The following is a 23,574-nucleotide window of genomic DNA, read 5'->3' on the forward strand; positions in this document are numbered from 1 at the left end:
ACTCCGGAGCCTTGAGGGGCATTCCGCCGCAATCGCGGTGAGAGTGCCCCGGGGCCCGGGCTTTCCAGCAAAGATCACCTGGCGCCGATGAGTAAGGCGTACCAGAACCACTCCACAGGAGGACCCCAGTGGCGAAGGCGAAGTTCGAGCGGACTAAGCCGCACGTCAACATCGGCACCATCGGTCACATCGACCACGGTAAGACGACCCTCACGGCCGCCATTACCAAGGTGCTGCACGACGCGTACCCGGACCTGAACGAGGCCTCGGCCTTCGACCAGATCGACAAGGCTCCTGAGGAGCGCCAGCGCGGTATCACCATCTCCATCGCGCACGTCGAGTACCAGACCGAGACGCGTCACTACGCCCACGTCGACTGCCCCGGTCACGCGGACTACATCAAGAACATGATCACGGGTGCGGCGCAGATGGACGGCGCCATCCTCGTGGTCGCCGCCACCGACGGCCCGATGCCGCAGACCAAGGAGCACGTGCTCCTGGCCCGCCAGGTCGGCGTTCCGTACATCGTCGTCGCCCTGAACAAGGCCGACATGGTGGACGACGAGGAGATCCTGGAGCTCGTCGAGCTCGAGGTCCGTGAGCTCCTCTCCGAGTACGAGTTCCCGGGCGACGACCTGCCGGTCGTCAAGGTCTCGGCGCTCAAGGCGCTCGAGGGCGACAAGGAGTGGGGCAACTCCGTCCTCGAGCTCATGAAGGCCGTGGACGAGAACATCCCGCAGCCCGAGCGCGACGTCGACAAGCCGTTCCTGATGCCGATCGAGGACGTCTTCACGATCACCGGTCGTGGCACCGTCGTCACCGGTCGTATCGAGCGTGGTGTCCTCAAGGTCAACGAGACCGTTGACATCGTGGGCATCAAGCAGGAGAAGACCACCACCACGGTCACCGGCATCGAGATGTTCCGCAAGCTCCTCGACGAGGGCCAGGCCGGTGAGAACGTCGGTCTGCTCCTCCGTGGCATCAAGCGCGAGGACGTCGAGCGCGGCCAGGTCATCATCAAGCCGGGCTCGGTCACCCCGCACACCGAGTTCGAGGCGCAGGCCTACATCCTGTCCAAGGACGAGGGTGGCCGCCACACGCCGTTCTTCAACAACTACCGCCCGCAGTTCTACTTCCGCACGACGGACGTGACCGGCGTGGTGACCCTCCCCGAGGGCACCGAGATGGTCATGCCGGGTGACAACACCGAGATGAAGGTGGAGCTCATCCAGCCCGTCGCCATGGAAGAGGGCCTGAAGTTCGCCATCCGTGAGGGTGGCCGGACCGTGGGCGCCGGCCAGGTCACCAAGATCAACAAGTAAGTCTTCGGACTGGCTTGAGGGTCCACTGACCTGAGTGGCTCGAAGGGGCCCGCACGACTTCGGTCGTGCGGGCCCTTTTGCGTTGTCCTGCAACGGGCGCCGGCGAGCTGCGTCTCGTGTGGCGAGTCAGAAGCCCACGTATGTGATCTGGACGACGTAGATCCGCTCGCTGCGGACGACGACCTGATACGGGTTCGGTTCGACTGGCGCGGCAGTCGCGGCAGTGGCCGGATCGAGGTGCGCGGAAGGCGCGGTCGCAGCCGTCGCAGGTCTGGAGGAAGTGACGGGCGGGCGGAGGGGGTGCCTGCGGTGGGGCGAAGGGCGGTGGGGGTGGCAGTTGGGCTGTGAGGCGGTGGGCCAGGAGGGCCGCCGGGCGGTGGAGGGGCTCGGGTGGGAGGTCCGTCGTCAGGGCGTGCCGTACGGCGGCCGGGGAGACGTCGCACTCCAGCCAGGCGGCGACGCCCGGGGCGAGGTGGGCGGTGTCGGTCGCGGAGAGGAGGAGGCGGGGGTCTTCGCGGCGGAGCCGGCCGAGGAGGTCCGTGGCCTGCTGGAGGAGGGCGGGGGCGGGGTGGGGCGGGCGCGGTACGGCGGGGAGGGGCTTGCCCCCTGGGGTGCCTCGGTCGCTTCCTCACAGTTGGGCGGGGGGTGTCGGGACCGCTGTGCCCCGGCTGGTTGCAGGAGGTCGTTCGGGTGATGATCCGGCCGTCCGGGACGCGTTCGCGGGTGCGGCGCAGGTAGCCGTGTGCCTCCAGCTCGCGCAGGGCCGCGGCGATGCGGGTCGTGCCCTCCGGGAAGCGGGCCGCGAGGGACTTGATGTCGATGCGGGCGCCGGCCGGATTGCCGTCCCGGCGGGGGCCGTCGCATGTCTGCGGTTGTGTGGTGACGTGTTGCGCTGAGCTTCGTCCAGGAGGAGGCGACGCTGCTCCGACCGGTCGGAGGCACATTGGTGTGGCGTCAGCAGCTTGAGCGTCTGCTGGAGGTGGGGCGGTTGCGTAACGTCAGGCTTCAGCTGATGCCGACGAGCAGCGAGGCACACCCCGGTCTGAACGGGAGGGTCGAGGTGCTGAAATTCGGGGACGGCACTGCGGTGGGCCGGTCCGACGGCGCTTTCACCGGCCGGCCGACCACTGATCCGAAGCACATCCGGATCCTCGAATTGCGCTACGGCACCATCCGCGGTCAGGCCCTTCCCCCGCGGGAGTCGCTGGCCTTCATCGAGCAACTGCTGGGAGAGACATGATCCGCAACGCTGAACCGGCGTGGTTCAAGAGCAGCTACAGCAGTGGGCCCGACGGCGACTCCTGCGTCGAGATCGCCATAGCCCCCACACCATCCACGTCCGGGACTCCAAGCACACCGAAGGTCCCCGGCTCGCGCTCACGCCGGAGGCCTGGTCTGAGTTTCTGGCCTCCGTCTAGTCGGCGTTCCGAAGGATGCCGGTGCCGTCGGAGGTCCGGCCCGAGCGGTGCCCGGCACCGCCGAAGGACTCCCCCTTCTGGACGTGGGGGCAGCTTCGGGAGCTCAGTGAGCCAGTCGAGGGCCCAGGAGCGGCAGAAGCCGGTCCCTGAGGAGGCCGCGCGCGGGCTCCATGGACATCCAGAGCAGTTTGTGGCGCGACCCGTCGGCCATGGAGAGCGACATTCCGGAGGTGGTCAGGCCGCCGTGGATCCGGACGTGCGTGATCTCGGCGAGGGGGAGCACCTTGTTGGTGCGGTGGGCGGAGCGGATGGCGTCGGGGTCGTGGGCGAGCGTCCGGAACGTGGCCGGGGTCGCCAGTTCGGGCCCGAGGAGCCCGACCGTCAGGGTGGCCGGTATGCCGCCGCGGATGCGGAGCAGCTGATCGGGGAGCAGCCACAGCTCGCCGTGGATCCAGTCCAGCCAGCCGGTCGTGCAGGTACGGGCGATGAGCTGCGCCGGCTGAAGGCTGATCCGCCCGGCCCGGGCCACCGCCTCGTCGAGCAGCGCACCGACCGCCTCCACGGAGGCGACCCGGCGGGGCTCCTGGACGGCCTGGCCCTCGCCTCCGAGCTCGCTCTCGCTCGTCGAAGCGAAGTGCAGGCGCGCGTGACCGCTGCGGTGCACCTCCACCAGCAGCCGCACGGCCCAGCACGCAGCGCTGAAGTGCACTACCAGCCACTCGCGATCGTCGGCCCAGGGCACGGAGGACACCTGGATCCCGTCCGTATTCCACTGCGACCTGCGCCGCTCGATCTCCGCACCGGCCATGTCCATGGCTATCGCCTGTCTCGTCCGTCTCACGCCGCTGATCTTGTCGTACCTCGTCCTCGCGCAGTGGGACGATGGTCGGACTTGTGATCGAGTGAACGGGAGGCCGGCGCCATGGCCCGCTACATGGAGACCCTGACCGTCGAGCGGGGCGGTTTCCGGATCAAGGTGCCGGAGTCGTGGTGGGAGTTCGACGTACGGCCGGAGTCGCGCGACGACTCGATCCGGCGGATGGTGAACGAACGGGTGCAGCAGCGACCGGAGTTGGAGCAGTACCGGGACGCGTATGTCGACTTCCTCCGGAGGGCCGCCGCGGACGCGTGGAAGTCGGGCGCGATGTACTGCGGCTGTATGGCGGAGAGCTTCGGCGGGGACACGCCGATCACGGGTTCGGTGACCGTTTCACTCGTGGGCGGCCGCAACGAGCGCGGTGAGCCGTTGTCGAACGACCCGGCCGTCATCGCGAGTCAGCTCGCGGTCAAGGAGGCCAAGCGAGAGGGCGACTCCTGGCGCAAGGTGACGACGGTGGACATCCCGGGTGTCGGCCCGGCCGCGCGCACGCAGGGCATCGAGGACATCGCCGTACCGGGCGACGCGCTCAACCGCACGATCAGGGCTGTGCTGATGCAGACGTACATCCCCGTGCCTGGCCAGGAGGGCAAGGTCGCCCTGGTCGCCGGCAGCAGCCAGGTCCTGGATCTCGCGGACTCCTTCTTCGACATCTTCGACGCGATCACGTCGACGTTCCGTTTCACGGACTGACGCGCCCGTGTCTCTCGGCTGGGACTGGGACAGCGGTGAGGGCCTGCTGGGGCTGGACGACCCGGGGGAGTGGGACGTGGCCTTCGAGCGTGGCGAGGCGCATCTCGGGACGGCGGTGATCGGCCTGGCGTTCCACTGCTCACCGGCGGAGGCATCTCCGCGGATCGCCCGGGCCATGCGGCTGCCGGACGCCGCCCAGCGGGGGTTCGCCTTCACGGCGGCGGGTCACGCGGCCCGCCTGAACGGGGAGTTGACGCCCGAGCTGTACGCGGCCCTGCGCGCGGAGGGACCCGGCGGAGTCGCCGAGCACCCCATCAGGGACACCTTGACCTTCGTACCGTTCCGGAAGCTGCCGCCGTGGTTCAAGCGGCGGTGGGTGTACGTGGCGGTGCGGGACAGGCTGGAGGTCTGGTGGCTGCGGTGCGCCTACGCCGTCGCGGATGCCCGGCGGGCGGTACGCGGACACATCTCCTGACGCCGGTCTCCGCAGTCTCCGCCGACAGTACCGCCTTTCCGTCGAACGGCTGTGCCTTGTAAGTTCACGTGTGCATACGGTTGTTGACGTTGGTGTACGCGTGGCGGGGGTTGCGGTATGGCGGGGCACAGGCCTGCGGACTGGCATGTCCTGGACTTGGACAAGGATCCGACCCCTGGCGATCCGCAGCGGGTGCGCACACTCGCGAAGCACCTGCACGACTTCGCCGACGACGTCTCCGACGCGCTGCGTCTGGTCAAGGGCATGGCGGGGGAGGGCACGCTTCTGGAGTGGGCGGGCAAGTCGGCGGATGTCTTCAAGGAGGACTTCGCCGACGTCCCGAAGAACCTCAAGAAGCGGAAGAAGTCCTATGAGATGTGCGGGGATGCGCTGGCGGACTTCTGGCCGAAGCTGGAGCGTGCGCAGTCGCTGGCGGACAAGGCGCTGCGCAAGGGCCGGGAGGCGCGCGACAGCCTTTCCTCGGCGCAGTCCCGTCTCACCTCGGCCGACTCGTGGGTGACGCGGGCCGGCAAGGAGGCGGACAAGTACAAGGACGACCCGACCGGCAGCAAAGGCGCCGAGAAGCCTGATGAGGCCAAGGTGCGGTCGGCGACGCGGGACGTGCAGCATGCCAAGTCCGCCCAGAGCAAGGCGCAGTCGGACGTATCCGACGCGCAGGACGCGCTCGCCGCCGCGAAGAAGATGGCCGAGGACGCGCGCAAGATGCGTGACGACGCGGCGCGGGAAGCCAAGTCGAAGATCGACGAGGCCTCCGACGCGGGTATCCAGAACCGGTCGTGGTGCGGCGACTGGTTCACCGACAACTGGGACAGCATCGTCGCCGCCTGCAAGATCGTCGTCGCGGTCGTCGGCATTGTGGCGATGATCATCGGCGGTCCGATCCTGGGCGCGATCGTGCTGATCGCGGCGCTCGTGGTGCTTGCCGACACGCTCTACAAATACTCGAAAGGCCAAGCGTCCCTGTGGGATGTGGGGCTGGCTGCGCTGGACTGCATACCGGGCATGAAGGGCCTGACCACCCTCGGCGGACTCGCCAAGGGCATGAAAGCGCTCGGCAAGACCGGCCTCAAGGGCATGGCCATGGGCGTCAAGGGCTTCGGCAAGGGCGCGAGCGCCTTCGGCCGGCAGATGAAGAAACTCATCACCCGCGGCGACCCCGTCGATCTGGCGACCGGGGAGATGGTCATGTCCGCCACGGACGTGACACTGGCCGGTGTGCTCCCGCTCGTCCTGGAACGCCATCACCGTACCCGCGTCCGCAGCGGCCGGCTCCTGGGGCCGAGCTGGACCTGCACGCTCGACCAGCGCCTCCTGCTCGACGAGAGCGGTGTGCGGTTCACCGTCGACGACGGCATGGTGCTGCACTATCCCGTCCCTGACGTGGATGCCCCGGTCCTGCCGGTGGCAGGCCCGGCCTGGCCGCTGAGCTGGGACGGGAGCGCCCAAGGCGAGCTCGTCGTGCACCGGCCCGAGACCGGTCACACCTTGCGGTTCCGACCGCTGCCCGACCGGCCGGTCGCCGAACTTCCGCTGGCGGAGATCCGCGACCGCAATGGCAACACGGTCGGCGTGACGTACCGGTCGGACGGCACACCGGAGGAGGTCGTCCACCACGGGGGCTACCGCATCGGCGTGACCTGCGAAAGCGGCAGGATCACGGAGCTGACCCTGGACAGCCACCCCGACCGGCCGACACTGGTCCGCTACGGCTACGACGCACGCGGCAACCTCGCAGCCGTCCGCAACTCCTCCGGCCTGCCCCTGCGCTTCGACTACGACGACAACCGGCGCATCACGGGATGGGAGGACCGCAACGAAGTCCGGTACCGCTTCGAATACGACGAGCAGGGCCGCTGCGTGGCCGGTCACGGCAAGGACGGTTTTCTCTCCTACACCTTCGCGTACGACGACGAGGCCCGGCACACGGTCGCCGTCGACTCGCTCGGGCATGCCACGCACTACCAGTTCAACGGCGCTTACCAGCTGATCGCGGAGACCGACGCGCTCGGTCACACGGTCACCCAGGAGTGGGACGACCGGGACCGGCTGCTCAGGCGCACCGACCAACTGGGCCGCGAGCTCCGCTTCGAGTGGGACGACGCGGGCCGCCCGACCACCGTGAGGCTGCCTGACGGCTCCGTCTCGACGACCCGCTACAACGAGCTCGGACTGCCGGTGGAGATCACCGAGTACGACGGCGGTGTCATCCGTCAGGAGTGGGACGCGCGCGGCAACTGCACGTCGCTGACGACCGCCGACGGAGCCACCACTGTGTTCGCCCGCGAGGCGACGGGAGCGCTGACCTCCCTGACGGATGCGACAGGTGCGACCTACCGGTTCTCCAACAACCGTGCCGGGCAGGCGACTTCGGCCACCGATCCGCTCGGTGCGGTCTCCACGTACGTGTACGACCCGTTCGGCCGGTGCGCCACGGTCGTCGACCCCTTGGGCGGCCGGACCCGACGGACCTGGTCGGTGGAAGGCCTCCTCACGTCCCGGACCGACCCCGACGGCAGCGTCCAGCGGTGGAGTTACGACGGCGAGGGCAACCAGCTCACCCACACCGACGCACTCGGCCGGACCACCACCTGCACATACGGTGCCTTCGATCTGCTCACCTCGCGCACGACACCGGACGGCGTCCGTCACACCTTCACTCACGACACGGAACTGCGGCTCCTCCGCGTGACCGACGCACGCGACCTGACCTGGGACTACCGCTACGACGCGGTCGGCAACACGGTGGCGGAGACGGACTTCGACGGTCATACGCTCACTTACACCTATGACCCCGCCCGCCAGCTGCTGAGCCGCACCAACGCAGTCGGGCAGACAGCCGCGTTCTCCTACGACGAGGTCGGCAACCGGATCCGGGCGGTACTGGACGGCCAGGTGACCACATTCCTCCACGACCGCTCCGGCCGTCTCGTGCGAGCCGCGGGGCCGGACGCCACGGTCGCGTACGACTACGACCGTGGAGGGCGGGTCACCGCCGAGACCGTCGACGGGAGGGTCCTCGCCACGGCGTACGACCTCGCGGGCCGCCCGACACGCCGGACCACGCCGAGTGGTGCCGTCACGACGTACACGTACGATCCCGCCGGGCACCGCATCCGGCTCGCCGCCGTCGGCCACACCCTCGCCTTCGCCCACGACGGCCTCGGTCGCGAGACGAGCCGGAGCATCGACTCGGCCCTCACGCTCACCCAGGGCTGGGACGCGGGAGACCGGCTCAGCACACAGCAGCTGACCTCCCTGGGCAGCCTGTCACCGCTCACGCATCGCAGCTACACATACCGCCCCGACGGTCACGTCACCGCATGCGAAGACCGCTCGACCGGACGCCGTACCTTCGCCCTCGACCTGGTGGGACGCGTCCTCGGCGTTCGCGCGGGGGAGTGGACGGAGTCCTACGCCTACGACGGGCAGGGCAACCAGACACGGGCGGCCTGGCCGGACCGCTACGGTGCCGAGGAGGCCCGCGGCGAACGCCTCTACCAGGGCAACCGCGTGCTGCGCGCGGGCGACGTCCACTACGAGTACGACGCCGCCGGGCGGGTCGTGCTGCGCCGCAGGACAAGGCTGTCACGCAAGCCCGACATCTGGCGCTACACCTGGAACGCCGACGATCGTCTCACCTCGGTCATCACCCCTGACGGAACGGAATGGCGCTACCTCTACGACCCGCTGGGACGCCGTATCGCCAAGCAGCGGCCGGCCTCCGACGGACAGGGCGTCGCCGAGGAGACCCGGTTCACCTGGGACGGCGCACATCTGGTGGAGCAGACGACCGTCCGCGCCGATTCAGCTGAGGTGTCCACTCTGACCTGGGAACGAGACGGCACTCGCCCACTGACCCAGACGGAGCGCACCACCCTCGCCGACGCGCCTCAGGAGGTTGTCGACGAGAGGTTCTTCGCGATCGTCACCGATCTTGTCGGCACCCCGACCGAGCTGGTCTCGGAGGCCGGTGACATCGCCTGGCGCTCCGATGCCACCCTCTGGGGACTCACGGCACCGGACGGGGCGTACGACACCTCCACCCCGCTGCGCTTCCCCGGCCAGTACTTCGACACCGAGACGCAGCTCCACTACAACTTCTTCCGGTACTACGACCCGGTCAACGCGGCTTACATCAGCTCTGACCCGCTCGGGCTGGACGCGGGACCGAACCCGAGGGCGTACGTACCGAACCCGCTGTCATGGCTCGACTACCTCGGGTTGCTGACCTGTGCCGAGAACGCCGACCTGCTGGCGAAGAACCTGGCGAGGGAAGGGCGGGGGAAGGGTGTGGGCGAAGCCGCCGCCCACATCGTGCCGTCCGGTATGAAGCGCAACAGGGCGGCGGAGAGCCGGGCCCTGCTGGAGAGGTACGGCGTCGACATCAACGACGCGGTGAACGGGATCCCGCTGGGGCATCCGAGGCCGCACAACTTCACACACCGCAAGCCGTTCCTGTTGCGCCTGAACACGCATCTGGAGACCACGGTGGACCGCATGACGGCGGCCGGATACGGAGCCCGTGCCATCCGCGGCGCGCTGCGCTCGGAACTTCGCTCCATCGGACAGCAGGTCGAGAGGGAGCTGGCGAGCGGGCAACCGGCGGCGAACGCCGTGTGGACGGCACCGTGATGGACTGTGCCGGTGTGACGACGGACAAGGATGGTGACGCGATGACTGACGTGCCCGGTGGAGCGCTGTCGGTATACCGGCTCCTGCCGAGCCTCAGTGAGTACCGGCAGCTGCATCTCGACAGCGTCGGAGTGCGTCAGCTCATGCGCTGGCAGAGTGCCGGTGCCGGTGCGGAGCCGCCCGCACGGCTGAGCGCGGAGTGGATGGGCGAGCGGCGCTGGGCCAGGAGCGAGTTCCCCTCCGGCAGACCGGGCGCTCCCGTGCTCAGCCGGCGTCTCGCCGACGGCCTGGGGGAAGCGTTGTCGTCGGCCGGTCGTCTGGTGCCGGTCGACATCAAGGGCGCCAAACACGATGAGTACTTCGTCTACCTGGTGGAACAGGTGGTCGACTGCCTCGATCTGCGCAGGTCGTCGAAGCCGAAGCGGCTGGACGGGGAGGTCAAGAAGCCCGTGTACCGCGTCGAGGCGCTGCCGACGCGTCTTCCCGCCTTCCGGCTGCCGCAGTTTCCTGGTGCGGTCCAGTGGAACGGCTGGGCGGCCGACCGGCTCGTCGACCTCACCGGGGACCAGATCGAGAAGCGTCTGACCTGGTCCCAGGATCCGGCCCTCAAGCCACACCCCGACCCTTGGGGCATCTGACAGAGCACTCGGGGTACCGGGTCGGAGCGGCTCAGCGGCGGACCGCGCCCGTCCACCGGTTTGACCTACGTCACCCCCGGGGTATTCTCCTCGGCTCGATTGGCGTAGCCCCCGCCCCATATGGCAGACTGTCCGAGTTGCTCGGTCGAGTGTTGATGCTGCGCGCCTCCCGCCGGGAGGACCGGAAGCGAGTCCCACAGTACTCGTCGCCCTAACTGCCACCACGGCAGCGCTGGGGCGGACGTACGGGAATCTTCCGGGAAGTGTCAGCGCGGCACCGACCAGGCACCCGGTGGGCCTTCGCCCCCGGCCTGCGGTTCCGGAAGGGCCGTGTGCATTCCCAGCAGGGATGTTCGAACAAGGGACATCTGTGTCAGCGGGAGCGCGACACGCCCGACCGCGTGGGTCGGAGGAACGAAGGCAGCAGAAGGAATCCGCCGGGTTCCAGAGCGTTAGAGAGACAGGACTACTGAGTAGCCATGGCGGGACAGAAGATCCGCATCCGGCTCAAGGCCTACGACCACGAGGTCATCGACTCCTCGGCGAAGAAGATCGTCGAGACGGTGACCCGCACTGGTGCGTCGGTCGCGGGCCCGGTGCCGCTGCCCACTGAGAAGAACGTGTACTGCGTCATCAAGTCGCCGCACAAGTACAAGGACTCGCGCGAGCACTTCGAGATGCGCACGCACAAGCGCCTGATCGACATCCTCGACCCGACCCCCAAGACCGTTGACTCTCTGATGCGACTCGACCTCCCGGCCGGTGTCGACATCGAGATCAAGCTCTGAGGCCGGTGATCTGAACGATGGCTAAGCAGATCAAGGGCATCCTGGGCGAGAAGCTCGGCATGACGCAGGTGTGGGACGCGAACAACCGCGTTGTTCCGGTCACCGTCGTCAAGGCCGGCCCCAACATCGTCACCCAGGTCCGCACGAACGACGTCGACGGCTACGAGTCCGTCCAGATCGCGTTCGGCGAGATCGACCCGCGCAAGGTGAACAAGCCCCTCAAGGGCCACTTCGCCAAGGCCGACGTCACTCCCCGCCGCCACCTCGTCGAGATCCGTACCGCTGACGCCAGCGAGTACACCCTCGGCCAGGAGATCACCGCCGAGGTGTTCGAGGCCGGCATCAAGGTCGACGTGACCGGCAAGAGCAAGGGCAAGGGCTTCGCCGGTGTCATGAAGCGTCACAACTTCAAGGGCCTCGGCGCCGGACACGGCACCCAGCGCAAGCACCGCTCCCCCGGTTCCATCGGTGGCTGCGCCACCCCGGGCCGCGTGTTCAAGGGCCTCCGCATGGCGGGTCGCATGGGCAACGAGCGTGTCACCACCCAGAACCTGACCGTCCACGCCGTTGACGCGGAGAAGGGTCTGCTGCTCATCAAGGGCGCGGTTCCCGGTCCGAACGGCGGCCTCGTCCTGGTCCGCACCGCGGCCAAGGGGGCCTGAGGTACCGATGAGCACTGTTGACATCCTTTCGCCTGCGGGCGAGAAGACCGGTAGCGTCGAGCTCCCCGCGGAGATCTTCGGCGTGGAGAAGATCAGCATTCCGCTGATCCACCAGGTCGTCGTCGCGCAGAACGCCGCTGCCCGTCAGGGCACGCACAAGACCAAGACCCGCGGCGAGGTTCGCGGTGGCGGCAAGAAGCCGTACCGCCAGAAGGGCACCGGCCGCGCCCGCCAGGGTTCGACCCGTGCGCCGCAGTTCGCCGGCGGTGGCGTCGTCCACGGCCCGCAGCCGCGTGACTACTCGCAGCGGACCCCGAAGAAGATGAAGGCCGCGGCCCTGCGCCACGCCCTCACCGACCGGGCCCGCCACAACCGCATCCACGTCGTCTCCGGCGTGGTCGAGGGCGAGACCCCCTCCACGAAGGCCGCCAAGACGCTGTTCGGCAAGATCTCGGAGCGCAAGAACCTGCTCCTGGTCGTCGACCGCGCCGACGAGGCCGCGTGGCTGTCCGCCCGCAACCTGCCCCAGATCCACATCCTGGAGCCGGGCCAGCTGAACACGTACGACGTTCTCGTCTCGGACGACGTGGTCTTCACCCAGGCCGCCTTCGAGTCCTTCGTGTCCGGCCCGAAGGCCAATGACACCGAAGGGAGCGAGGTCTGATGGCTATCCGTCACCCCGCTATCGCCTCCAAGGCGGCGAAGAAGGCCAAGGCCGCGCGCGTCGCCAAGGCGCGCCGCCACGCCGCCGAGGGCAAGAACACCGTCGAGACCCCGCTGAGCAAGTCCTTCACGGACCCCCGTGACGTGCTGCTCAAGCCGGTCGTCTCCGAGAAGAGCTACGCGCTTCTCGACGAGGGCAAGTACACGTTCATCGTGGACCCGAGCGCCAACAAGACCCAGATCAAGCAGGCCGTGCAGTCGGTCTTCTCGGTCAAGGTCACCGGGGTCAACACGATCAACCGCCAGGGCAAGCGCAAGCGGACCCGCACCGGCTTCGGCCAGCGCGCGTCCACCAAGCGCGCGATCGTGACCCTCGCTGAGGGCGACCGTATCGACATCTTCGGCGGTCCGACCGCCTGAGGGCGGTCCGGATCGTCCGATATCGGACGAGGACTGAGAAATGGGAATCCGCAAGTACAAGCCGACTACGCCGGGCCGTCGTGGCTCCAGCGTCGCCGACTTCGTCGAGGTCACGCGGTCCACGCCGGAGAAGTCGTTGGTCCGCCCCCTGCACAGCAAGGGTGGCCGTAACAACTCCGGTCGTGTGACCGTCCGCCACCAGGGCGGTGGCCACAAGCGCGCCTACCGCGTGATCGACTTCCGTCGTCACGACAAGGACGGCGTGCCGGCGAAGGTCGCGCACATCGAGTACGACCCCAACCGCACCGCGCGCATCGCGCTCCTGCACTACGCGGACGGCGAGAAGCGCTACATCCTCGCGCCGCGTGGCCTGAGCCAGGGCGACCGCGTCGAGAACGGTCCCGGGGCCGACATCAAGCCGGGCAACAACCTTGCCCTGCGCAACATCCCGGTCGGTACCACGCTGCACGCCATCGAGCTGCGTCCGGGCGGCGGTGCGAAGTTCGCCCGCTCCGCCGGCGCCTCGGTGCAGCTGCTCGCGAAGGAGGGCTCGATGGCCCACCTGCGCATGCCGTCCGGTGAGATCCGCCTGGTCGACCAGCGCTGCCGCGCCACGGTCGGCGAGGTGGGCAACGCCGAGCAGAGCAACATCAACTGGGGTAAGGCGGGCCGTAAGCGCTGGCTGGGCGTCCGCCCGACCGTGCGTGGTGTGGTCATGAACCCGGTGGACCACCCGCACGGTGGTGGCGAAGGCCGTACCTCGGGTGGTCGCCACCCGGTGTCCCCCTGGGGCAAGAAGGAAGGCCGTACTCGTTCGCCCAAGAAGGCGTCGAACAAGTACATCGTCCGCCGCCGCAAGACGAACAAGAAGCGCTAAGGACGGGTTGAGATGCCTCGTAGCTTGAAGAAGGGGCCCTTCGTCGACGACCACCTGATCAAGAAGGTGGACGCCCAGAACGAAGCCGGCACCAAGAACGTCATCAAGACCTGGTCCCGTCGCTCCATGATCGTGCCGGCCATGCTCGGCCACACGCTCGCGGTGCACAACGGCAAGACCCACATTCCGGTGTTCGTCACCGAGTCGATGGTCGGCCACAAGCTCGGCGAGTTCTCGCCGACGCGCACCTTCCGGGGTCACGTCAAGGACGACCGGAAGTCGAAGCGCCGCTAAGCGCGGGGTGGAATGACCATGACAGACACTGGAAGGACAACCATGGAAGCCAGGGCCCAGGCGCGGTACATCCGCGTCACGCCCATGAAGGCCCGCCGCGTGGTGGACCTCATCCGTGGCATGAGCGCCACGGAGGCTCAGGCGGTCCTGCGTTTCGCCCCGCAGGCCGCGAGCCAGCCGGTCGGCAAGGTGCTGGACAGCGCCATCGCCAACGCCGCGCACAACTACGACCACACCGATGTCGACAGCCTCTTCGTCTCCGAGGCCTACGTCGACGAGGGCCCGACCCTGAAGCGGTTCCGTCCGCGCGCCCAGGGCCGTGCCTACCGGATCCGCAAGCGGACCAGCCACATCACCGTGGTCGTCAGCAGCAAGGAAGGAACCCGGTAATGGGCCAGAAGGTAAACCCGCACGGGTTCCGGCTCGGTGTCACGACCGACTTCAAGTCGCGTTGGTACGCCGACAAGCTGTACAAGGACTACGTCAAGGAAGACGTCGCCATCCGTCGGATGATGACGTCCGGCATGGAGCGCGCCGGCATCTCCAAGGTCGAGATCGAGCGCACCCGTGACCGCGTGCGTGTGGACATCCACACCGCTCGTCCGGGCATCGTCATCGGCCGCCGTGGCGCCGAGGCCGACCGCATCCGCGGTGACCTCGAGAAGCTCACGGGCAAGCAGGTCCAGCTGAACATCCTCGAGGTCAAGAACCCCGAGACCGACGCTCAGCTGGTTGCCCAGGCCGTCGCCGAGCAGCTCTCCTCCCGCGTCTCCTTCCGCCGCGCCATGCGTAAGAGCATGCAGTCGGCGATGAAGGCCGGCGCCAAGGGCATCAAGATCCAGTGCGGTGGCCGCCTCGGTGGCGCCGAGATGTCCCGCTCGGAGTTCTACCGCGAGGGCCGTGTGCCCCTGCACACGCTCCGCGCGAACGTGGACTACGGCTTCTTCGAGGCCAAGACGACCTTCGGCCGCATCGGCGTGAAGGTCTGGATCTACAAGGGCGACGTCAAGAACATCGCCGAGGTCCGCGCCGAGAACGCTGCGGCCCGTGCGGGTAACCGCCCGGCCCGTGGTGGCGCCGACCGCCCGGCCCGTGGTGGCCGCGGTGGCGAGCGTGGCGGGCGCGGTCGCAAGCCGCAGCAGGCTGCCGGCGCCGAGGCCCCCAAGGCCGAGGCTCCCGCCGCCGCCGCTCCGGCTGAGAGCACCGGAACGGAGGCCTGACCGTCATGCTGATCCCCCGTAGGGTCAAGCACCGCAAGCAGCACCACCCCAAGCGCAACGGCATGTCCAAGGGTGGCACGCAGGTCGCGTTCGGCGAGTACGGCATCCAGGCGCTGACCCCGGCGTACGTGACGAACCGCCAGATCGAGGCCGCTCGTATCGCCATGACCCGCCACATCAAGCGTGGCGGCAAGGTCTGGATCAACATCTACCCGGACCGCCCCCTCACCAAGAAGCCCGCCGAGACCCGCATGGGTTCCGGTAAGGGTTCTCCTGAGTGGTGGATCGCCAACGTCAAGCCCGGACGCGTGATGTTCGAGCTGTCGTACCCCAACGAGAAGATCGCGCGCGAGGCCCTGACCCGTGCGGCTCACAAGCTGCCGATGAAGTGCAAGATCGTCAAGCGCGAGGCAGGTGAAGCGTGATGTCGGCCGGTACCAAGGCGTCCGAGCTGCGCGAGCTGGGCAACGAGGAGCTCCTCAACAAGCTCCGCGAGGCCAAGGAAGAGCTGTTCAACCTCCGCTTCCAGGCGGCGACGGGCCAGCTCGAGAACCACGGCCGGCTCAAGGCCGTCCGTAAGGACATCGCGCGGATCTACACCCTGATGCGTGAGCGCGAGCTGGGCATCGAGACGGTGGAGAGCGCCTGATGAGCGAGAGCAACGTGACTGAAGAGACCAAGACGGACCGCGGTTTCCGCAAGACCCGTGAGGGTCTGGTCGTCAGCGACAAGATGGACAAGACCGTCGTCGTCGCCGTCGAGGACCGCGTCAAGCACGCGCTGTACGGCAAGGTCATCCGCCGTACGAGCAAGCTCAAGGCCCACGACGAGCAGAACGCCGCGGGTGTCGGCGACCGCGTCCTCCTCATGGAGACCCGGCCGCTGTCCGCGACCAAGCGCTGGCGCGTCGTCGAGATCCTCGAGAAGGCCAAGTAATCCCTCCTAGGGGGACCCCCTAGGAATCGTTCCGCCAGGCTCGGGGCGGGTGTGTAAGTTGCGCACCCGCCCCGGGAACCGGCAGACAATCAGGAGATAGACGTGATCCAGCAGGAGTCGCGACTGCGTGTCGCCGACAACACTGGTGCGAAGGAAATCCTTTGCATCCGTGTGCTCGGTGGCTCCGGTCGCCGCTACGCGGGTATCGGTGACGTCATCGTCGCCACCGTCAAGGACGCGATCCCCGGCGGCAACGTGAAGAAGGGTGACGTCATCAAGGCGGTCATCGTTCGTACCGTCAAGGAGCGCCGCCGTCCGGACGGCTCGTACATCCGCTTCGACGAGAACGCCGCCGTCATTCTGAAGAACGACGGCGACCCTCGTGGCACCCGTATCTTCGGCCCGGTCGGCCGGGAGCTGCGCGAGAAGAAGTTCATGAAGATCATCTCGCTCGCGCCGGAGGTGCTGTAAGCATGAAGATCAAGAAGGGCGACCTGGTCCAGGTCATCACCGGTAAGGACAAGGGCAAGCAGGGCAAGGTCATTGCCGCTTACCCGCGCGACGAGCGCGTCCTGGTCGAGGGTGTCAACCGGGTCAAGAAGCACACCAAGGCCGGTCCGACGGCTCGCGGTTCGCAGGCCGGCGGCATCGTCACCACCGAGGCGCCGATCCACGTCTCCAACGTCCAGCTGGTCGTGGAGAAGGACGGCAACAAGGTCGTGACCCGCGTCGGTTACCGCTTCGACGACGAAGGCAACAAGATCCGCGTTGCCAAGCGGACGGGTGAGGACATCTGATGGCTACCACCACCACTCCGCGTCTGAAGCAGAAGTACCGTGAGGAGATCACGGGCAAGCTGCGTGACGAGTTCAAGTACGAGAACGTCATGCAGATCCCCGGTCTCGTCAAGATCGTGGTCAACATGGGTGTGGGCGACGCCGCCCGCGACTCCAAGCTGATCGACGGCGCCATCCGCGACCTCACCACGATCACCGGTCAGAAGCCGGCCGTCACCAAGGCCCGCAAGTCCATCGCGCAGTTCAAGCTGCGTGAGGGCCAGCCGATCGGTGCCCACGTCACGCTTCGTGGCGACCGCATGTGGGAGTTCCTGGACCGCACCCTGTCGCTCGCGCTGCCGCGCATCCGCGACTTCCGCGGCCTGTCCCCCAAGCAGTTCGACGGCCGTGGCAACTACACCTTCGGTCTCACGGAGCAGGTCATGTTCCACGAGATCGACCAGGACAAGATCGACCGCACCCGGGGTATGGACATCACCGTGGTGACCACGGCGACCAACGACGCTGAGGGCCGCGCGCTCCTTCGTCACCTCGGCTTCCCCTTCAAGGAGGCGTGAGCGAGATGGCGAAGAAGGCTCTGATCGCTAAGGCTGCTCGCAAGCCCAAGTTCGGTGTGCGTGGCTACACCCGCTGCCAGCGCTGCGGCCGCCCGCACTCCGTGTACCGCAAGTTCGGCCTCTGCCGCGTGTGCCTTCGTGAGATGGCTCACCGTGGCGAGCTGCCGGGCGTGACCAAGAGCTCCTGGTAATCCCCCTCATCAGGGATTCGCAGGGCTCTCGGTAAGCAAGTAGGGGTGGCAGGACGTCCGACCCGCATGCCTTAGGCTTGTGGGGTTGGGCGTCTGCCGCCGCCCTTACGCCGCGGACACCTGTCCGCTCATTGAATGCTTACTACGCCGTAGGTCCACCGCGCCGCACCCGTCCCGTCTCGGATCGGGGAGAGGGATGGCGCACCAGGAAACCCCGGCGAGAGAGGCCGAAGGCCAATTCATGACCATGACTGATCCGATCGCAGACATGCTGACGCGTCTGCGGAACGCGAACTCGGCGTACCACGACTCCGTGACGATGCCGGCGTCCAAGATCAAGTCGCACATCGCGGAGATCCTCCAGCAGGAGGGCTTCATCACGGGCTGGAAGGTCGAGGACGCCGAGGTCGGCAAGAACCTCGTCCTGGAGCTGAAGTTCGGCCCCAACCGTGAGCGCTCCATCGCGGGCATCAAGCGGATCTCCAAGCCCGGTCTCCGGGTGTACGCGAAGTCCACCAACCTGCCGAAGGTTCTGGGCGGCCTGGGCGTGGCCATCATCTCCACGTCGCACGGGCTCCTGACCGACAAGCAGGCGCAGAAGAAGGGCGTGGGTGGGGAAGTCCTCGCCTACGTCTGGTAATTCGGGAACGGAGGAGAGACAGCAATGTCGCGTATCGGCAAGCTCCCCATCCCGGTTCCCGCCGGCGTGGACGTCACCATCGACGGCCGTACGGTCGCGGTCAAGGGCCCCAAGGGCGAACTGACCCACACCGTCATCGCGCCGATCGACATCGCGAAGGCCGAGGACGGCACCCTTCAGGTGCTGCGGCCGAACGACGAGCGGCAGAGCAAGGCCCTGCACGGCCTGTCCCGCACGCTGGTGGCGAACATGATCACCGGTGTGACCCAGGGATACGTCAAGAAGCTCGAAATCAGCGGTGTCGGTTACCGTGTCGTGGCCAAGGGCTCCAACCTGGAGTTCTCCCTCGGCTACAGCCACCCGATCCTGGTCGAGGCCCCCGCGGGCATCACCTTCAAGGTGGAGTCCCCGACCCGTTTCTCGGTCGAGGGCATCGACAAGCAGAAGGTCGGCGAGGTTGCGGCCAACATCCGCAAGCTGCGCAAGCCCGACCCGTACAAGGCCAAGGGCGTCAAGTACGAGGGCGAAGTCATCCGCCGCAAGGTCGGAAAGGCGGGTAAGTAAGCCATGGCATACGGACAGAAGATCCTTAAGGGCGACGCCTACAAGCGCGCCGCGATCAAGCGCCGCCACATCCGGATCCGTAAGCACATCAACGGTACGGCGGAGCGTCCGCGTCTGGTCGTTACCCGCTCGAACCGCCACATCGTGGCCCAGGTGATCGACGACATCAAGGGTCACACCCTGGCGTCGGCGTCCACCCTGGACACCTCGATCCGCGGTGGCGAGGGCGACAAGTCCGCGCAGGCCAAGCAGGTCGGCGCCCTGGTCGCCGAGCGCGCCAAGGCCGCCGGTGTCGAGGCCGTCGTGTTCGACCGCGGTGGTAACCAGTACGCGGGGCGCATCGCCGCCCTGGCGGACGCCGCCCGCGAAGCCGGGCTCAAGTTCTGAGCCTGCCGTAGCTAGCGGAAACAGAGAGAGGTAATTCCAATGGCTGGACCCCAGCGCCGCGGTGGCGGTGCCGGTGGCGGCGAGCGGCGGGACCGGAAGGGCCGTGACGGCGGCGCTGCTGCCGCCGAGAAGACCGCGTACGTTGAGCGCGTTGTCGCGATCAACCGCGTCGCCAAGGTTGTGAAGGGTGGTCGTCGCTTCAGCTTCACCGCGCTGGTCGTGGTGGGCGACGGTGACGGCACCGTGGGTGTCGGATACGGCAAGGCCAAGGAGGTGCCGGCCGCCATCGCCAAGGGCGTTGAGGAGGCCAAGAAGCACTTCTTCAAGGTCCCCCGCATCCAGGGCACCATCCCGCACCCCATCCAGGGTGAGAAGGCTGCCGGCGTGGTGCTCCTGAAGCCCGCGTCGCCCGGTACCGGTGTTATCGCCGGTGGTCCGGTGCGTGCCGTGCTCGAGTGCGCCGGTATCCACGACGTGCTGTCGAAGTCGCTCGGCTCCGACAACGCGATCAACATCGTGCACGCGACCGTGGAGGCCCTGAAGGGTCTGCAGCGTCCCGAGGAGATCGCGGCCCGCCGTGGTCTGCCGCTCGAGGACGTCGCCCCCGCGGCTCTTCTCCGTGCGCGTGCCGGGGCGGGTGCGTAATCATGGCGCAGCTCAAGATTACGCAGGTCAAGTCCTACATCGGCAGCAAGCAGAACCACCGTGACACCCTGCGTTCCCTTGGTCTCAAGGGCATCAACACGCAGGTCGTCAAGGAGGACCGCCCCGAGTTCCGCGGCATGGTGCACACCGTCCGCCACCTCGTGACGGTCGAGGAGGTCGACTGATCATGGCGGAGCAGAACCCGCTCAAGATCCACAACCTCCGTCCCGCCCCGGGCGCCAAGACCGCCAAGACCCGTGTGGGTCGTGGTGAGGCGTCGAAGGGTAAGACGGCCGGTCGTGGTACCAAGGGCACGAAGGCCCGTTACCAGGTTCCGGAGCGCTTCGAGGGTGGCCAGATGCCCCTCCACATGCGTCTCCCGAAGCTGAAGGGCTTCAAGAACCCGTTCAAGACCGAGTTCCAGGTCGTGAACCTCGACAAGCTGGCCGCGCTCTACCCCGAGGGTGGCGAGGTCACCGTCGAGGGTCTGGTGGCCAAGGGGGCCGTTCGGAAGAACAGCCTCGTCAAGGTCCTCGGCCAGGGCGAGATCTCCGTGGCGCTGCAGGTGACGGTCGACGCCGTCTCCGGCTCCGCCAAGGAGAAGATCACCGCCGCCGGCGGTTCCGTCACCGAGCTCGTCTGAACACCACAGGCGTCTCGATGACCTGAGCGATCCCGACCGGGGATACCCCACAAATGGGGTATCCCCGGTTGGTCGTTCCTAGGGCGGCAGTCTCGCCGGTAAGGTGGCCTGCACTGCCCACTTTTCACTGGGTGCTTCACTTCGGGCACTCTCAGCGGCAGTTGACCGTTACCTATTCGTCGAACCTCAAGACCGTCACCCTTGACGCAGTTGCGCGGGGGTCGCAGGAGGCACCGTGCTCACCGCGTTCGCCCGGGCGTTCAAGACGCCCGACCTGCGCAAGAAGCTGCTCTTCACGCTCGGCATCATCGTGGTCTACCGGGTCGGTACGCACATCCCGATCCCAGGCGTCGATTACCGGAACGTCCAGACCTGTATCGACAACGCACAGGCCAACCAGGGAATCTTCGGCCTGGTGAACATGTTCAGCGGTGGCGCGCTGCTGCAGATCACGATCTTCGCGCTGGGCATCATGCCGTACATCACGGCGAGCATCATTCTGCAGCTGCTGACCGTGGTGATTCCGCGCCTGGAAGCCCTGAAGAAGGAGGGCCAGGCCGGCACGGCGAAGATCACGCAGTACACCCGCTACCTGACGATCGCCCTCGCCATCCTCCAGGGCACCGGCCTCGTCGCCACCGCCCGCAGCGGCGCTCTCTTCACGGGCTGCCCGGTGGCCAGCCAGATCGTCCCCGACCAGTCGATCTTCGTCACCATCACCATGGTCATCACCATGACCGCCGGTACGGCCGCCGTGATGTGGCTCGGTGAGCTCATCACCGACCGCGGCATCGGCAACGGCATGTCGATCCTGATGTTCATCTCGATCGCCGCCACCTTCCCGTCCGCGCTGTGGGCCATCAAGCAGGAGGGCTCCCTGGCCGGCGGCTGGATCGAGTTCGGCACGGTCATCCTGGTCGGCTTCGCCATGGTCGGCCTGGTGGTCTTCGTCGAGCAGGCCCAGCGCCGTATCCCGGTGCAGTACGCCAAGCGCATGATCGGCCGCCGTTCCTACGGCGGTACGTCCACCTACATCCCGCTCAAGGTGAACCAGGCGGGTGTGATCCCCGTCATCTTCGCCTCGTCGCTGCTCTACATTCCGGCACTGATCGCTCAGTTCGCCGGTGGCACCTCGGGCTGGAAGACCTGGATCGAGCAACACTTCGTCAAGGGCGACCACCCGTATTACATCGCCACGTACTTCCTGTTGATCGTTTTCTTCGCGTTCTTCTACGTGGCGATCTCGTTCAACCCCGAGGAAGTCGCCGACAACATGAAGAAGTATGGTGGCTTCATCCCGGGCATCCGGGCTGGCCGACCGACCGCTGAGTACCTGAGCTACGTACTCAACCGGATCACCTGGCCGGGTTCGCTGTACTTGGGGCTGATCGCTCTCGTGCCGACGATGGCGTTGGCAGGTTTCGGGGCAAACCAGAACTTCCCGTTCGGCGGGACCAGCATCCTGATCATCGTGGGTGTCGGTCTCGAGACCGTGAAGCAGATCGAGAGCCAGCTCCAGCAGCGCAATTACGAAGGGTTCCTCCGCTGATGCGTATCGTCCTCGTCGGGCCGCCGGGTGCCGGTAAGGGAACGCAGGCCGCGTTCCTGGCCAAGAACCTGTCGATCCCGCACATCTCCACGGGCGACCTGTTCCGAGCCAACATCAGCCAGCAGACGGAACTCGGCAAACTGGCGAAGTCCTACATGGACGCGGGCAATCTCGTGCCCGACGAGGTCACCATCGCCATGGCGAAGGACCGCATGGAGCAGCCGGACGCCGAGAACGGCTTCCTGCTGGACGGCTTCCCCCGCAACGTGTCGCAGGCCGAGGCGCTCGACGAGCTCCTCGAGACCGAGAGCATGCAGCTCGACGCGGTGCTGGACCTGGAGGTCCCCGAGGACGAGGTGGTCAAGCGGATCGCCGGCCGCCGTATCTGCCGCAACGACTCCTCGCACGTCTTCCACGTGACGTACAAGCAGCCGGCCAAGGACGGCGTCTGCGACGTCTGCGGCGGTGAGCTGTACCAGCGCAACGACGACTCCGAGGAGACGGTCCGCACGCGCCTGGAGGTCTACCACACCCAGACCGAGCCGATCATCGACTACTACAAGGCCCAGGGCCTGGTGGTCACGATCTCGGCGCTCGGCAAGGTGGAGGACGTCACGACCCGCGCCATGGAGGCGCTGAAGCGTGGCGAGGGCGAGAAGTAGTCGTCCGTACGCAGCTCCGGCCGCGGTTCCCCTCGGGGAGCCGCGGCTGCTGTGTGGACGGGGCCGGTCGCGCGGCCCCGTATCGTTGAAGGCGTTCGTTGTCGTCGAAGGTCCAGAAAGGCCGTAGCTCCCATGGTGCAGATCAAAAGCCCCGAGCAGATCGCCAAGATGCGTGAGGCGGGGCTGGTCGTCGCCGCCATTCACGCGGCGACCCGTGAGGCCGCCGTGCCCGGGGCCACGACGAAGGATCTGGACCAGGTCGCCCGCAAGGTGCTCGCCGAGCACAACGCCAAGCCGAACTTCCTCGGCTACGGCGGCTTCCCGGCGACGATCTGCACGTCGGTGAACGAGGTCGTCGTGCACGGCATCCCGTCCGACGACGTCGTCCTCAAGGACGGGGACGTCATCTCCATCGACTGCGGCGCGATCATCGACGGCTGGCACGGCGACGCGGCCTTCACGGCCTTCGTGGGGTCCGGTCACTCCCCGGAGCTGGTGGAGCTCTCACGGGTGACGGAGGAGTCCATGTGGGCCGGCATCGCCGCGATGAAGCAGGGCAACCGTCTGGTCGACGTCTCCCGGGCCATCGAGACGTACATCCGTCGCCAGCCCAAGCCGGGCGGCGGCAAGTACGGGATCATCGAGGACTACGGCGGGCACGGCATCGGCACCGAGATGCACATGGACCCGCACCTGCTGAACTACGTCGACCGGCGGCGTGGCAAGGGTCCGAAGCTGGTGCCCGGCTTCTGCCTCGCCATCGAGCCGATGGTGTCCCTGGGGACGCCGAAGACGGAGGTCCTCCAGGACGACTGGACCGTCATCACGACGGACGGTACGTGGTCCTCGCACTGGGAGCACTCGGTCGCTCTGACGGAGCAGGGCCCGCTGGTGCTGACGTCTCCCGACGGGGGGAAGGCGAAGCTCGCCGAGCTGGGGATCGTGGCTGCGCCGGATCCCCTGGGCTGAGCGCCTTCAGGGGTGGGCGGTTCTGCGGGGCGGC

Annotated in this window: 30 protein-coding genes and 3 pseudogenes; 31 read left to right on the forward strand and 2 right to left on the reverse strand. The window is 67.4% G+C overall.

Features of this window, described 5'->3' with window-relative positions:
- The first annotated feature begins 128 nt into the window (after positions 1-128).
- Positions 129-1,322, forward strand: coding sequence for an elongation factor Tu (gene tuf, locus AB0E85_RS06340; RefSeq protein WP_030839706.1), 1,194 nt, complete (start codon positions 129-131; stop codon positions 1,320-1,322).
- Between the two features lie 205 nt (positions 1,323-1,527).
- Here the strand turns inward: tuf and AB0E85_RS06345 are convergent.
- Positions 1,528-2,158 (reverse strand): annotated as a pseudogene (locus AB0E85_RS06345) (helix-turn-helix domain-containing protein); the annotation flags it as partial.
- Positions 2,159-2,211: 53 nt separating this feature from the next.
- Between AB0E85_RS06345 and AB0E85_RS06350 the strand changes: the two are divergent.
- Together AB0E85_RS06350 and AB0E85_RS06355 are read left to right on the forward strand one after the other, a co-directional pair.
- Positions 2,212-2,562 (forward strand): annotated as a pseudogene (locus tag AB0E85_RS06350) (DUF5753 domain-containing protein); the annotation flags it as partial.
- Positions 2,559-2,740 (forward strand): annotated as a pseudogene (locus AB0E85_RS06355) (DUF397 domain-containing protein). The pseudogenes AB0E85_RS06350 and AB0E85_RS06355, both read left to right, overlap by 4 nt.
- Positions 2,741-2,843: 103 nt before the next feature.
- On the opposite strand, the gene AB0E85_RS06360 reads toward AB0E85_RS06355, so the two are convergent.
- Entirely contained in the window at positions 2,844-3,581 is a 738-nt protein-coding gene (locus AB0E85_RS06360; protein WP_361923139.1) for a hypothetical protein, read from the reverse strand.
- Positions 3,582-3,662: 81 nt separating this feature from the next.
- Here AB0E85_RS06360 and AB0E85_RS06365 point away from each other — a divergent pair, with 81 nt between their 5' ends.
- The 28 genes from AB0E85_RS06365 to map all read left to right on the forward strand — a co-directional run bounded on the left by AB0E85_RS06365 (position 3,663) and on the right by map (position 23,540).
- Positions 3,663-4,310, forward strand: a complete 648-nt coding sequence (locus AB0E85_RS06365; protein ID WP_361923142.1) for a hypothetical protein — start codon at positions 3,663-3,665, stop codon at positions 4,308-4,310.
- 7 nt (positions 4,311-4,317) lie between these two features.
- A complete protein-coding gene (locus tag AB0E85_RS06370) occupies positions 4,318-4,785 on the forward strand; it encodes a hypothetical protein (RefSeq protein ID WP_361923145.1) in 468 nt (155 codons plus the stop codon).
- 117 nt (positions 4,786-4,902) lie between these two features.
- Positions 4,903-9,438, forward strand: coding sequence for a DUF6531 domain-containing protein (locus AB0E85_RS06375; protein WP_361923148.1), 4,536 nt, complete (start codon positions 4,903-4,905; stop codon positions 9,436-9,438).
- 41 nt (positions 9,439-9,479) lie between these two features.
- Entirely contained in the window at positions 9,480-10,076 is a 597-nt protein-coding gene (locus tag AB0E85_RS06380; RefSeq protein ID WP_361923151.1) for a hypothetical protein, read from the forward strand.
- 479 nt (positions 10,077-10,555) lie between these two features.
- On the forward strand, positions 10,556-10,864 hold the full coding sequence (gene rpsJ, locus AB0E85_RS06385) for a 30S ribosomal protein S10 (RefSeq protein WP_003948644.1): 309 nt from the start codon (positions 10,556-10,558) through the stop codon (positions 10,862-10,864).
- Positions 10,865-10,881: 17 nt separating this feature from the next.
- A complete protein-coding gene (gene rplC / locus AB0E85_RS06390) occupies positions 10,882-11,526 on the forward strand; it encodes a 50S ribosomal protein L3 (protein ID WP_184559324.1) in 645 nt (214 codons plus the stop codon).
- Between the two features lie 7 nt (positions 11,527-11,533).
- Positions 11,534-12,190 carry a 50S ribosomal protein L4 gene (rplD, locus tag AB0E85_RS06395; protein WP_184559326.1) on the forward strand — a complete coding sequence of 219 codons (657 nt, stop codon included), beginning with the start codon at positions 11,534-11,536 and terminating at the stop codon, positions 12,188-12,190.
- The gene (rplW, locus tag AB0E85_RS06400; protein WP_033308967.1) at positions 12,190-12,609 is read left to right on the forward strand and encodes a 50S ribosomal protein L23; all 420 of its coding nucleotides are present in this window, start codon (positions 12,190-12,192) and stop codon (positions 12,607-12,609) included. The genes rplD and rplW overlap by 1 nt, the downstream gene beginning before the upstream one ends.
- A 40-nt stretch (positions 12,610-12,649) precedes the next feature.
- Positions 12,650-13,486: a 50S ribosomal protein L2 gene (gene rplB / locus AB0E85_RS06405; RefSeq protein ID WP_031141294.1), complete on the forward strand. Its 837-nt coding sequence runs from the start codon at positions 12,650-12,652 to the stop codon at positions 13,484-13,486.
- Positions 13,487-13,498: 12 nt separating this feature from the next.
- The gene (rpsS, locus tag AB0E85_RS06410; protein WP_003992359.1) at positions 13,499-13,780 is read left to right on the forward strand and encodes a 30S ribosomal protein S19; all 282 of its coding nucleotides are present in this window, start codon (positions 13,499-13,501) and stop codon (positions 13,778-13,780) included.
- A 42-nt stretch (positions 13,781-13,822) separates the two neighbouring features.
- Entirely contained in the window at positions 13,823-14,170 is a 348-nt protein-coding gene (rplV, locus tag AB0E85_RS06415) for a 50S ribosomal protein L22 (RefSeq protein WP_033308966.1), read from the forward strand.
- Complete coding sequence (gene rpsC / locus AB0E85_RS06420; protein WP_030317320.1) at positions 14,170-15,000, forward strand: 30S ribosomal protein S3; 831 nt, start codon at positions 14,170-14,172, stop codon at positions 14,998-15,000. The genes rplV and rpsC overlap by 1 nt, the downstream gene beginning before the upstream one ends.
- Positions 15,001-15,005: 5 nt before the next feature.
- Positions 15,006-15,425, forward strand: a complete 420-nt coding sequence (gene rplP / locus AB0E85_RS06425) for a 50S ribosomal protein L16 (protein ID WP_003992362.1) — start codon at positions 15,006-15,008, stop codon at positions 15,423-15,425.
- Complete coding sequence (gene rpmC / locus AB0E85_RS06430; RefSeq protein ID WP_010036720.1) at positions 15,425-15,649, forward strand: 50S ribosomal protein L29; 225 nt, start codon at positions 15,425-15,427, stop codon at positions 15,647-15,649. The genes rplP and rpmC overlap by 1 nt, the downstream gene beginning before the upstream one ends.
- Complete coding sequence (gene rpsQ, locus AB0E85_RS06435) at positions 15,649-15,936, forward strand: 30S ribosomal protein S17 (RefSeq protein ID WP_030839660.1); 288 nt, start codon at positions 15,649-15,651, stop codon at positions 15,934-15,936. The genes rpmC and rpsQ overlap by 1 nt, the downstream gene beginning before the upstream one ends.
- 102 nt (positions 15,937-16,038) lie before the next feature.
- The gene (gene rplN, locus AB0E85_RS06440; protein WP_003992364.1) at positions 16,039-16,407 is read left to right on the forward strand and encodes a 50S ribosomal protein L14; all 369 of its coding nucleotides are present in this window, start codon (positions 16,039-16,041) and stop codon (positions 16,405-16,407) included.
- Between the two features lie 2 nt (positions 16,408-16,409).
- Positions 16,410-16,733 carry a 50S ribosomal protein L24 gene (gene rplX, locus AB0E85_RS06445; protein WP_053674523.1) on the forward strand — a complete coding sequence of 108 codons (324 nt, stop codon included), beginning with the start codon at positions 16,410-16,412 and terminating at the stop codon, positions 16,731-16,733.
- Positions 16,733-17,290: a 50S ribosomal protein L5 gene (gene rplE, locus AB0E85_RS06450; RefSeq protein WP_361923160.1), complete on the forward strand. Its 558-nt coding sequence runs from the start codon at positions 16,733-16,735 to the stop codon at positions 17,288-17,290. The genes rplX and rplE overlap by 1 nt, the downstream gene beginning before the upstream one ends.
- Before the next feature lie 5 nt (positions 17,291-17,295).
- Entirely contained in the window at positions 17,296-17,481 is a 186-nt protein-coding gene (locus tag AB0E85_RS06455) for a type Z 30S ribosomal protein S14 (RefSeq protein WP_003948630.1), read from the forward strand.
- Between the two features lie 241 nt (positions 17,482-17,722).
- Positions 17,723-18,121, forward strand: a complete 399-nt coding sequence (gene rpsH, locus AB0E85_RS06460; RefSeq protein WP_030839654.1) for a 30S ribosomal protein S8 — start codon at positions 17,723-17,725, stop codon at positions 18,119-18,121.
- Between the two features lie 24 nt (positions 18,122-18,145).
- Positions 18,146-18,685 (forward strand): 50S ribosomal protein L6, encoded by a 540-nt coding sequence (gene rplF, locus AB0E85_RS06465; RefSeq protein ID WP_033308964.1) that lies wholly within the window; start codon positions 18,146-18,148, stop codon positions 18,683-18,685.
- Positions 18,686-18,688: 3 nt separating this feature from the next.
- Positions 18,689-19,072: a 50S ribosomal protein L18 gene (rplR, locus tag AB0E85_RS06470; protein ID WP_007494754.1), complete on the forward strand. Its 384-nt coding sequence runs from the start codon at positions 18,689-18,691 to the stop codon at positions 19,070-19,072.
- Between the two features lie 39 nt (positions 19,073-19,111).
- Positions 19,112-19,717, forward strand: a complete 606-nt coding sequence (rpsE, locus tag AB0E85_RS06475) for a 30S ribosomal protein S5 (protein ID WP_009190144.1) — start codon at positions 19,112-19,114, stop codon at positions 19,715-19,717.
- Between the two features lie 2 nt (positions 19,718-19,719).
- Entirely contained in the window at positions 19,720-19,902 is a 183-nt protein-coding gene (gene rpmD, locus AB0E85_RS06480; protein WP_003974250.1) for a 50S ribosomal protein L30, read from the forward strand.
- 2 nt (positions 19,903-19,904) lie between these two features.
- Positions 19,905-20,360, forward strand: coding sequence for a 50S ribosomal protein L15 (rplO, locus tag AB0E85_RS06485; protein WP_030839644.1), 456 nt, complete (start codon positions 19,905-19,907; stop codon positions 20,358-20,360).
- 235 nt (positions 20,361-20,595) lie between these two features.
- Positions 20,596-21,909, forward strand: a complete 1,314-nt coding sequence (gene secY, locus AB0E85_RS06490; RefSeq protein WP_361923165.1) for a preprotein translocase subunit SecY — start codon at positions 20,596-20,598, stop codon at positions 21,907-21,909.
- Positions 21,909-22,571: an adenylate kinase gene (locus AB0E85_RS06495; protein ID WP_361923168.1), complete on the forward strand. Its 663-nt coding sequence runs from the start codon at positions 21,909-21,911 to the stop codon at positions 22,569-22,571. The genes secY and AB0E85_RS06495 overlap by 1 nt, the downstream gene beginning before the upstream one ends.
- 132 nt (positions 22,572-22,703) lie before the next feature.
- On the forward strand, positions 22,704-23,540 hold the full coding sequence (map, locus tag AB0E85_RS06500; RefSeq protein ID WP_361923171.1) for a type I methionyl aminopeptidase: 837 nt from the start codon (positions 22,704-22,706) through the stop codon (positions 23,538-23,540).
- The last annotated feature ends 34 nt before the right edge of the window (positions 23,541-23,574 follow it).

The sequence above is a fragment of the Streptomyces sp. NPDC029044 genome (genome assembly GCF_040637495.1).
In the GTDB taxonomy this organism is placed as follows: Bacteria; Actinomycetota; Actinomycetes; order Streptomycetales; family Streptomycetaceae; genus Streptomyces.

Bases quoted from the DNA above. Each gene is read 5' to 3' on its own strand.
- rplO (WP_030839644.1), top strand. From the start codon at position 19,905: ATGGCGGAGCAGAACCCGCTCAAGATCCACAACCTCCGTCCCGCCCCG.
- AB0E85_RS06365 (WP_361923142.1), top strand. From the start codon at position 3,663: ATGGCCCGCTACATGGAGACCCTGACCGTCGAGCGGGGCGGTTTCCGG.
- rpsS (WP_003992359.1), top strand. From the start codon at position 13,499: ATGCCTCGTAGCTTGAAGAAGGGGCCCTTCGTCGACGACCACCTGATC.
- rpmD (WP_003974250.1), top strand. From the start codon at position 19,720: ATGGCGCAGCTCAAGATTACGCAGGTCAAGTCCTACATCGGCAGCAAG.
- rpsC (WP_030317320.1), top strand. From the start codon at position 14,170: ATGGGCCAGAAGGTAAACCCGCACGGGTTCCGGCTCGGTGTCACGACC.
- rplW (WP_033308967.1), top strand. From the start codon at position 12,190: ATGGCTATCCGTCACCCCGCTATCGCCTCCAAGGCGGCGAAGAAGGCC.
- rpsH (WP_030839654.1), top strand. From the start codon at position 17,723: ATGACCATGACTGATCCGATCGCAGACATGCTGACGCGTCTGCGGAAC.
- rplE (WP_361923160.1), top strand. From the start codon at position 16,733: ATGGCTACCACCACCACTCCGCGTCTGAAGCAGAAGTACCGTGAGGAG.
- map (WP_361923171.1), top strand. From the start codon at position 22,704: ATGGTGCAGATCAAAAGCCCCGAGCAGATCGCCAAGATGCGTGAGGCG.
- rplP (WP_003992362.1), top strand. From the start codon at position 15,006: ATGCTGATCCCCCGTAGGGTCAAGCACCGCAAGCAGCACCACCCCAAG.
- rplR (WP_007494754.1), top strand. From the start codon at position 18,689: ATGGCATACGGACAGAAGATCCTTAAGGGCGACGCCTACAAGCGCGCC.
- rplX (WP_053674523.1), top strand. From the start codon at position 16,410: ATGAAGATCAAGAAGGGCGACCTGGTCCAGGTCATCACCGGTAAGGAC.
- AB0E85_RS06455 (WP_003948630.1), top strand. From the start codon at position 17,296: ATGGCGAAGAAGGCTCTGATCGCTAAGGCTGCTCGCAAGCCCAAGTTC.
- rplB (WP_031141294.1), top strand. From the start codon at position 12,650: ATGGGAATCCGCAAGTACAAGCCGACTACGCCGGGCCGTCGTGGCTCC.
- rplC (WP_184559324.1), top strand. From the start codon at position 10,882: ATGGCTAAGCAGATCAAGGGCATCCTGGGCGAGAAGCTCGGCATGACG.
- AB0E85_RS06375 (WP_361923148.1), top strand. From the start codon at position 4,903: ATGGCGGGGCACAGGCCTGCGGACTGGCATGTCCTGGACTTGGACAAG.
- rpsJ (WP_003948644.1), top strand. From the start codon at position 10,556: ATGGCGGGACAGAAGATCCGCATCCGGCTCAAGGCCTACGACCACGAG.
- rpsE (WP_009190144.1), top strand. From the start codon at position 19,112: ATGGCTGGACCCCAGCGCCGCGGTGGCGGTGCCGGTGGCGGCGAGCGG.
- rplD (WP_184559326.1), top strand. From the start codon at position 11,534: ATGAGCACTGTTGACATCCTTTCGCCTGCGGGCGAGAAGACCGGTAGC.
- rplV (WP_033308966.1), top strand. From the start codon at position 13,823: ATGGAAGCCAGGGCCCAGGCGCGGTACATCCGCGTCACGCCCATGAAG.
- AB0E85_RS06495 (WP_361923168.1), top strand. From the start codon at position 21,909: ATGCGTATCGTCCTCGTCGGGCCGCCGGGTGCCGGTAAGGGAACGCAG.
- rplF (WP_033308964.1), top strand. From the start codon at position 18,146: ATGTCGCGTATCGGCAAGCTCCCCATCCCGGTTCCCGCCGGCGTGGAC.
- AB0E85_RS06380 (WP_361923151.1), top strand. From the start codon at position 9,480: ATGACTGACGTGCCCGGTGGAGCGCTGTCGGTATACCGGCTCCTGCCG.
- rpsQ (WP_030839660.1), top strand. From the start codon at position 15,649: ATGAGCGAGAGCAACGTGACTGAAGAGACCAAGACGGACCGCGGTTTC.
- rpmC (WP_010036720.1), top strand. From the start codon at position 15,425: ATGTCGGCCGGTACCAAGGCGTCCGAGCTGCGCGAGCTGGGCAACGAG.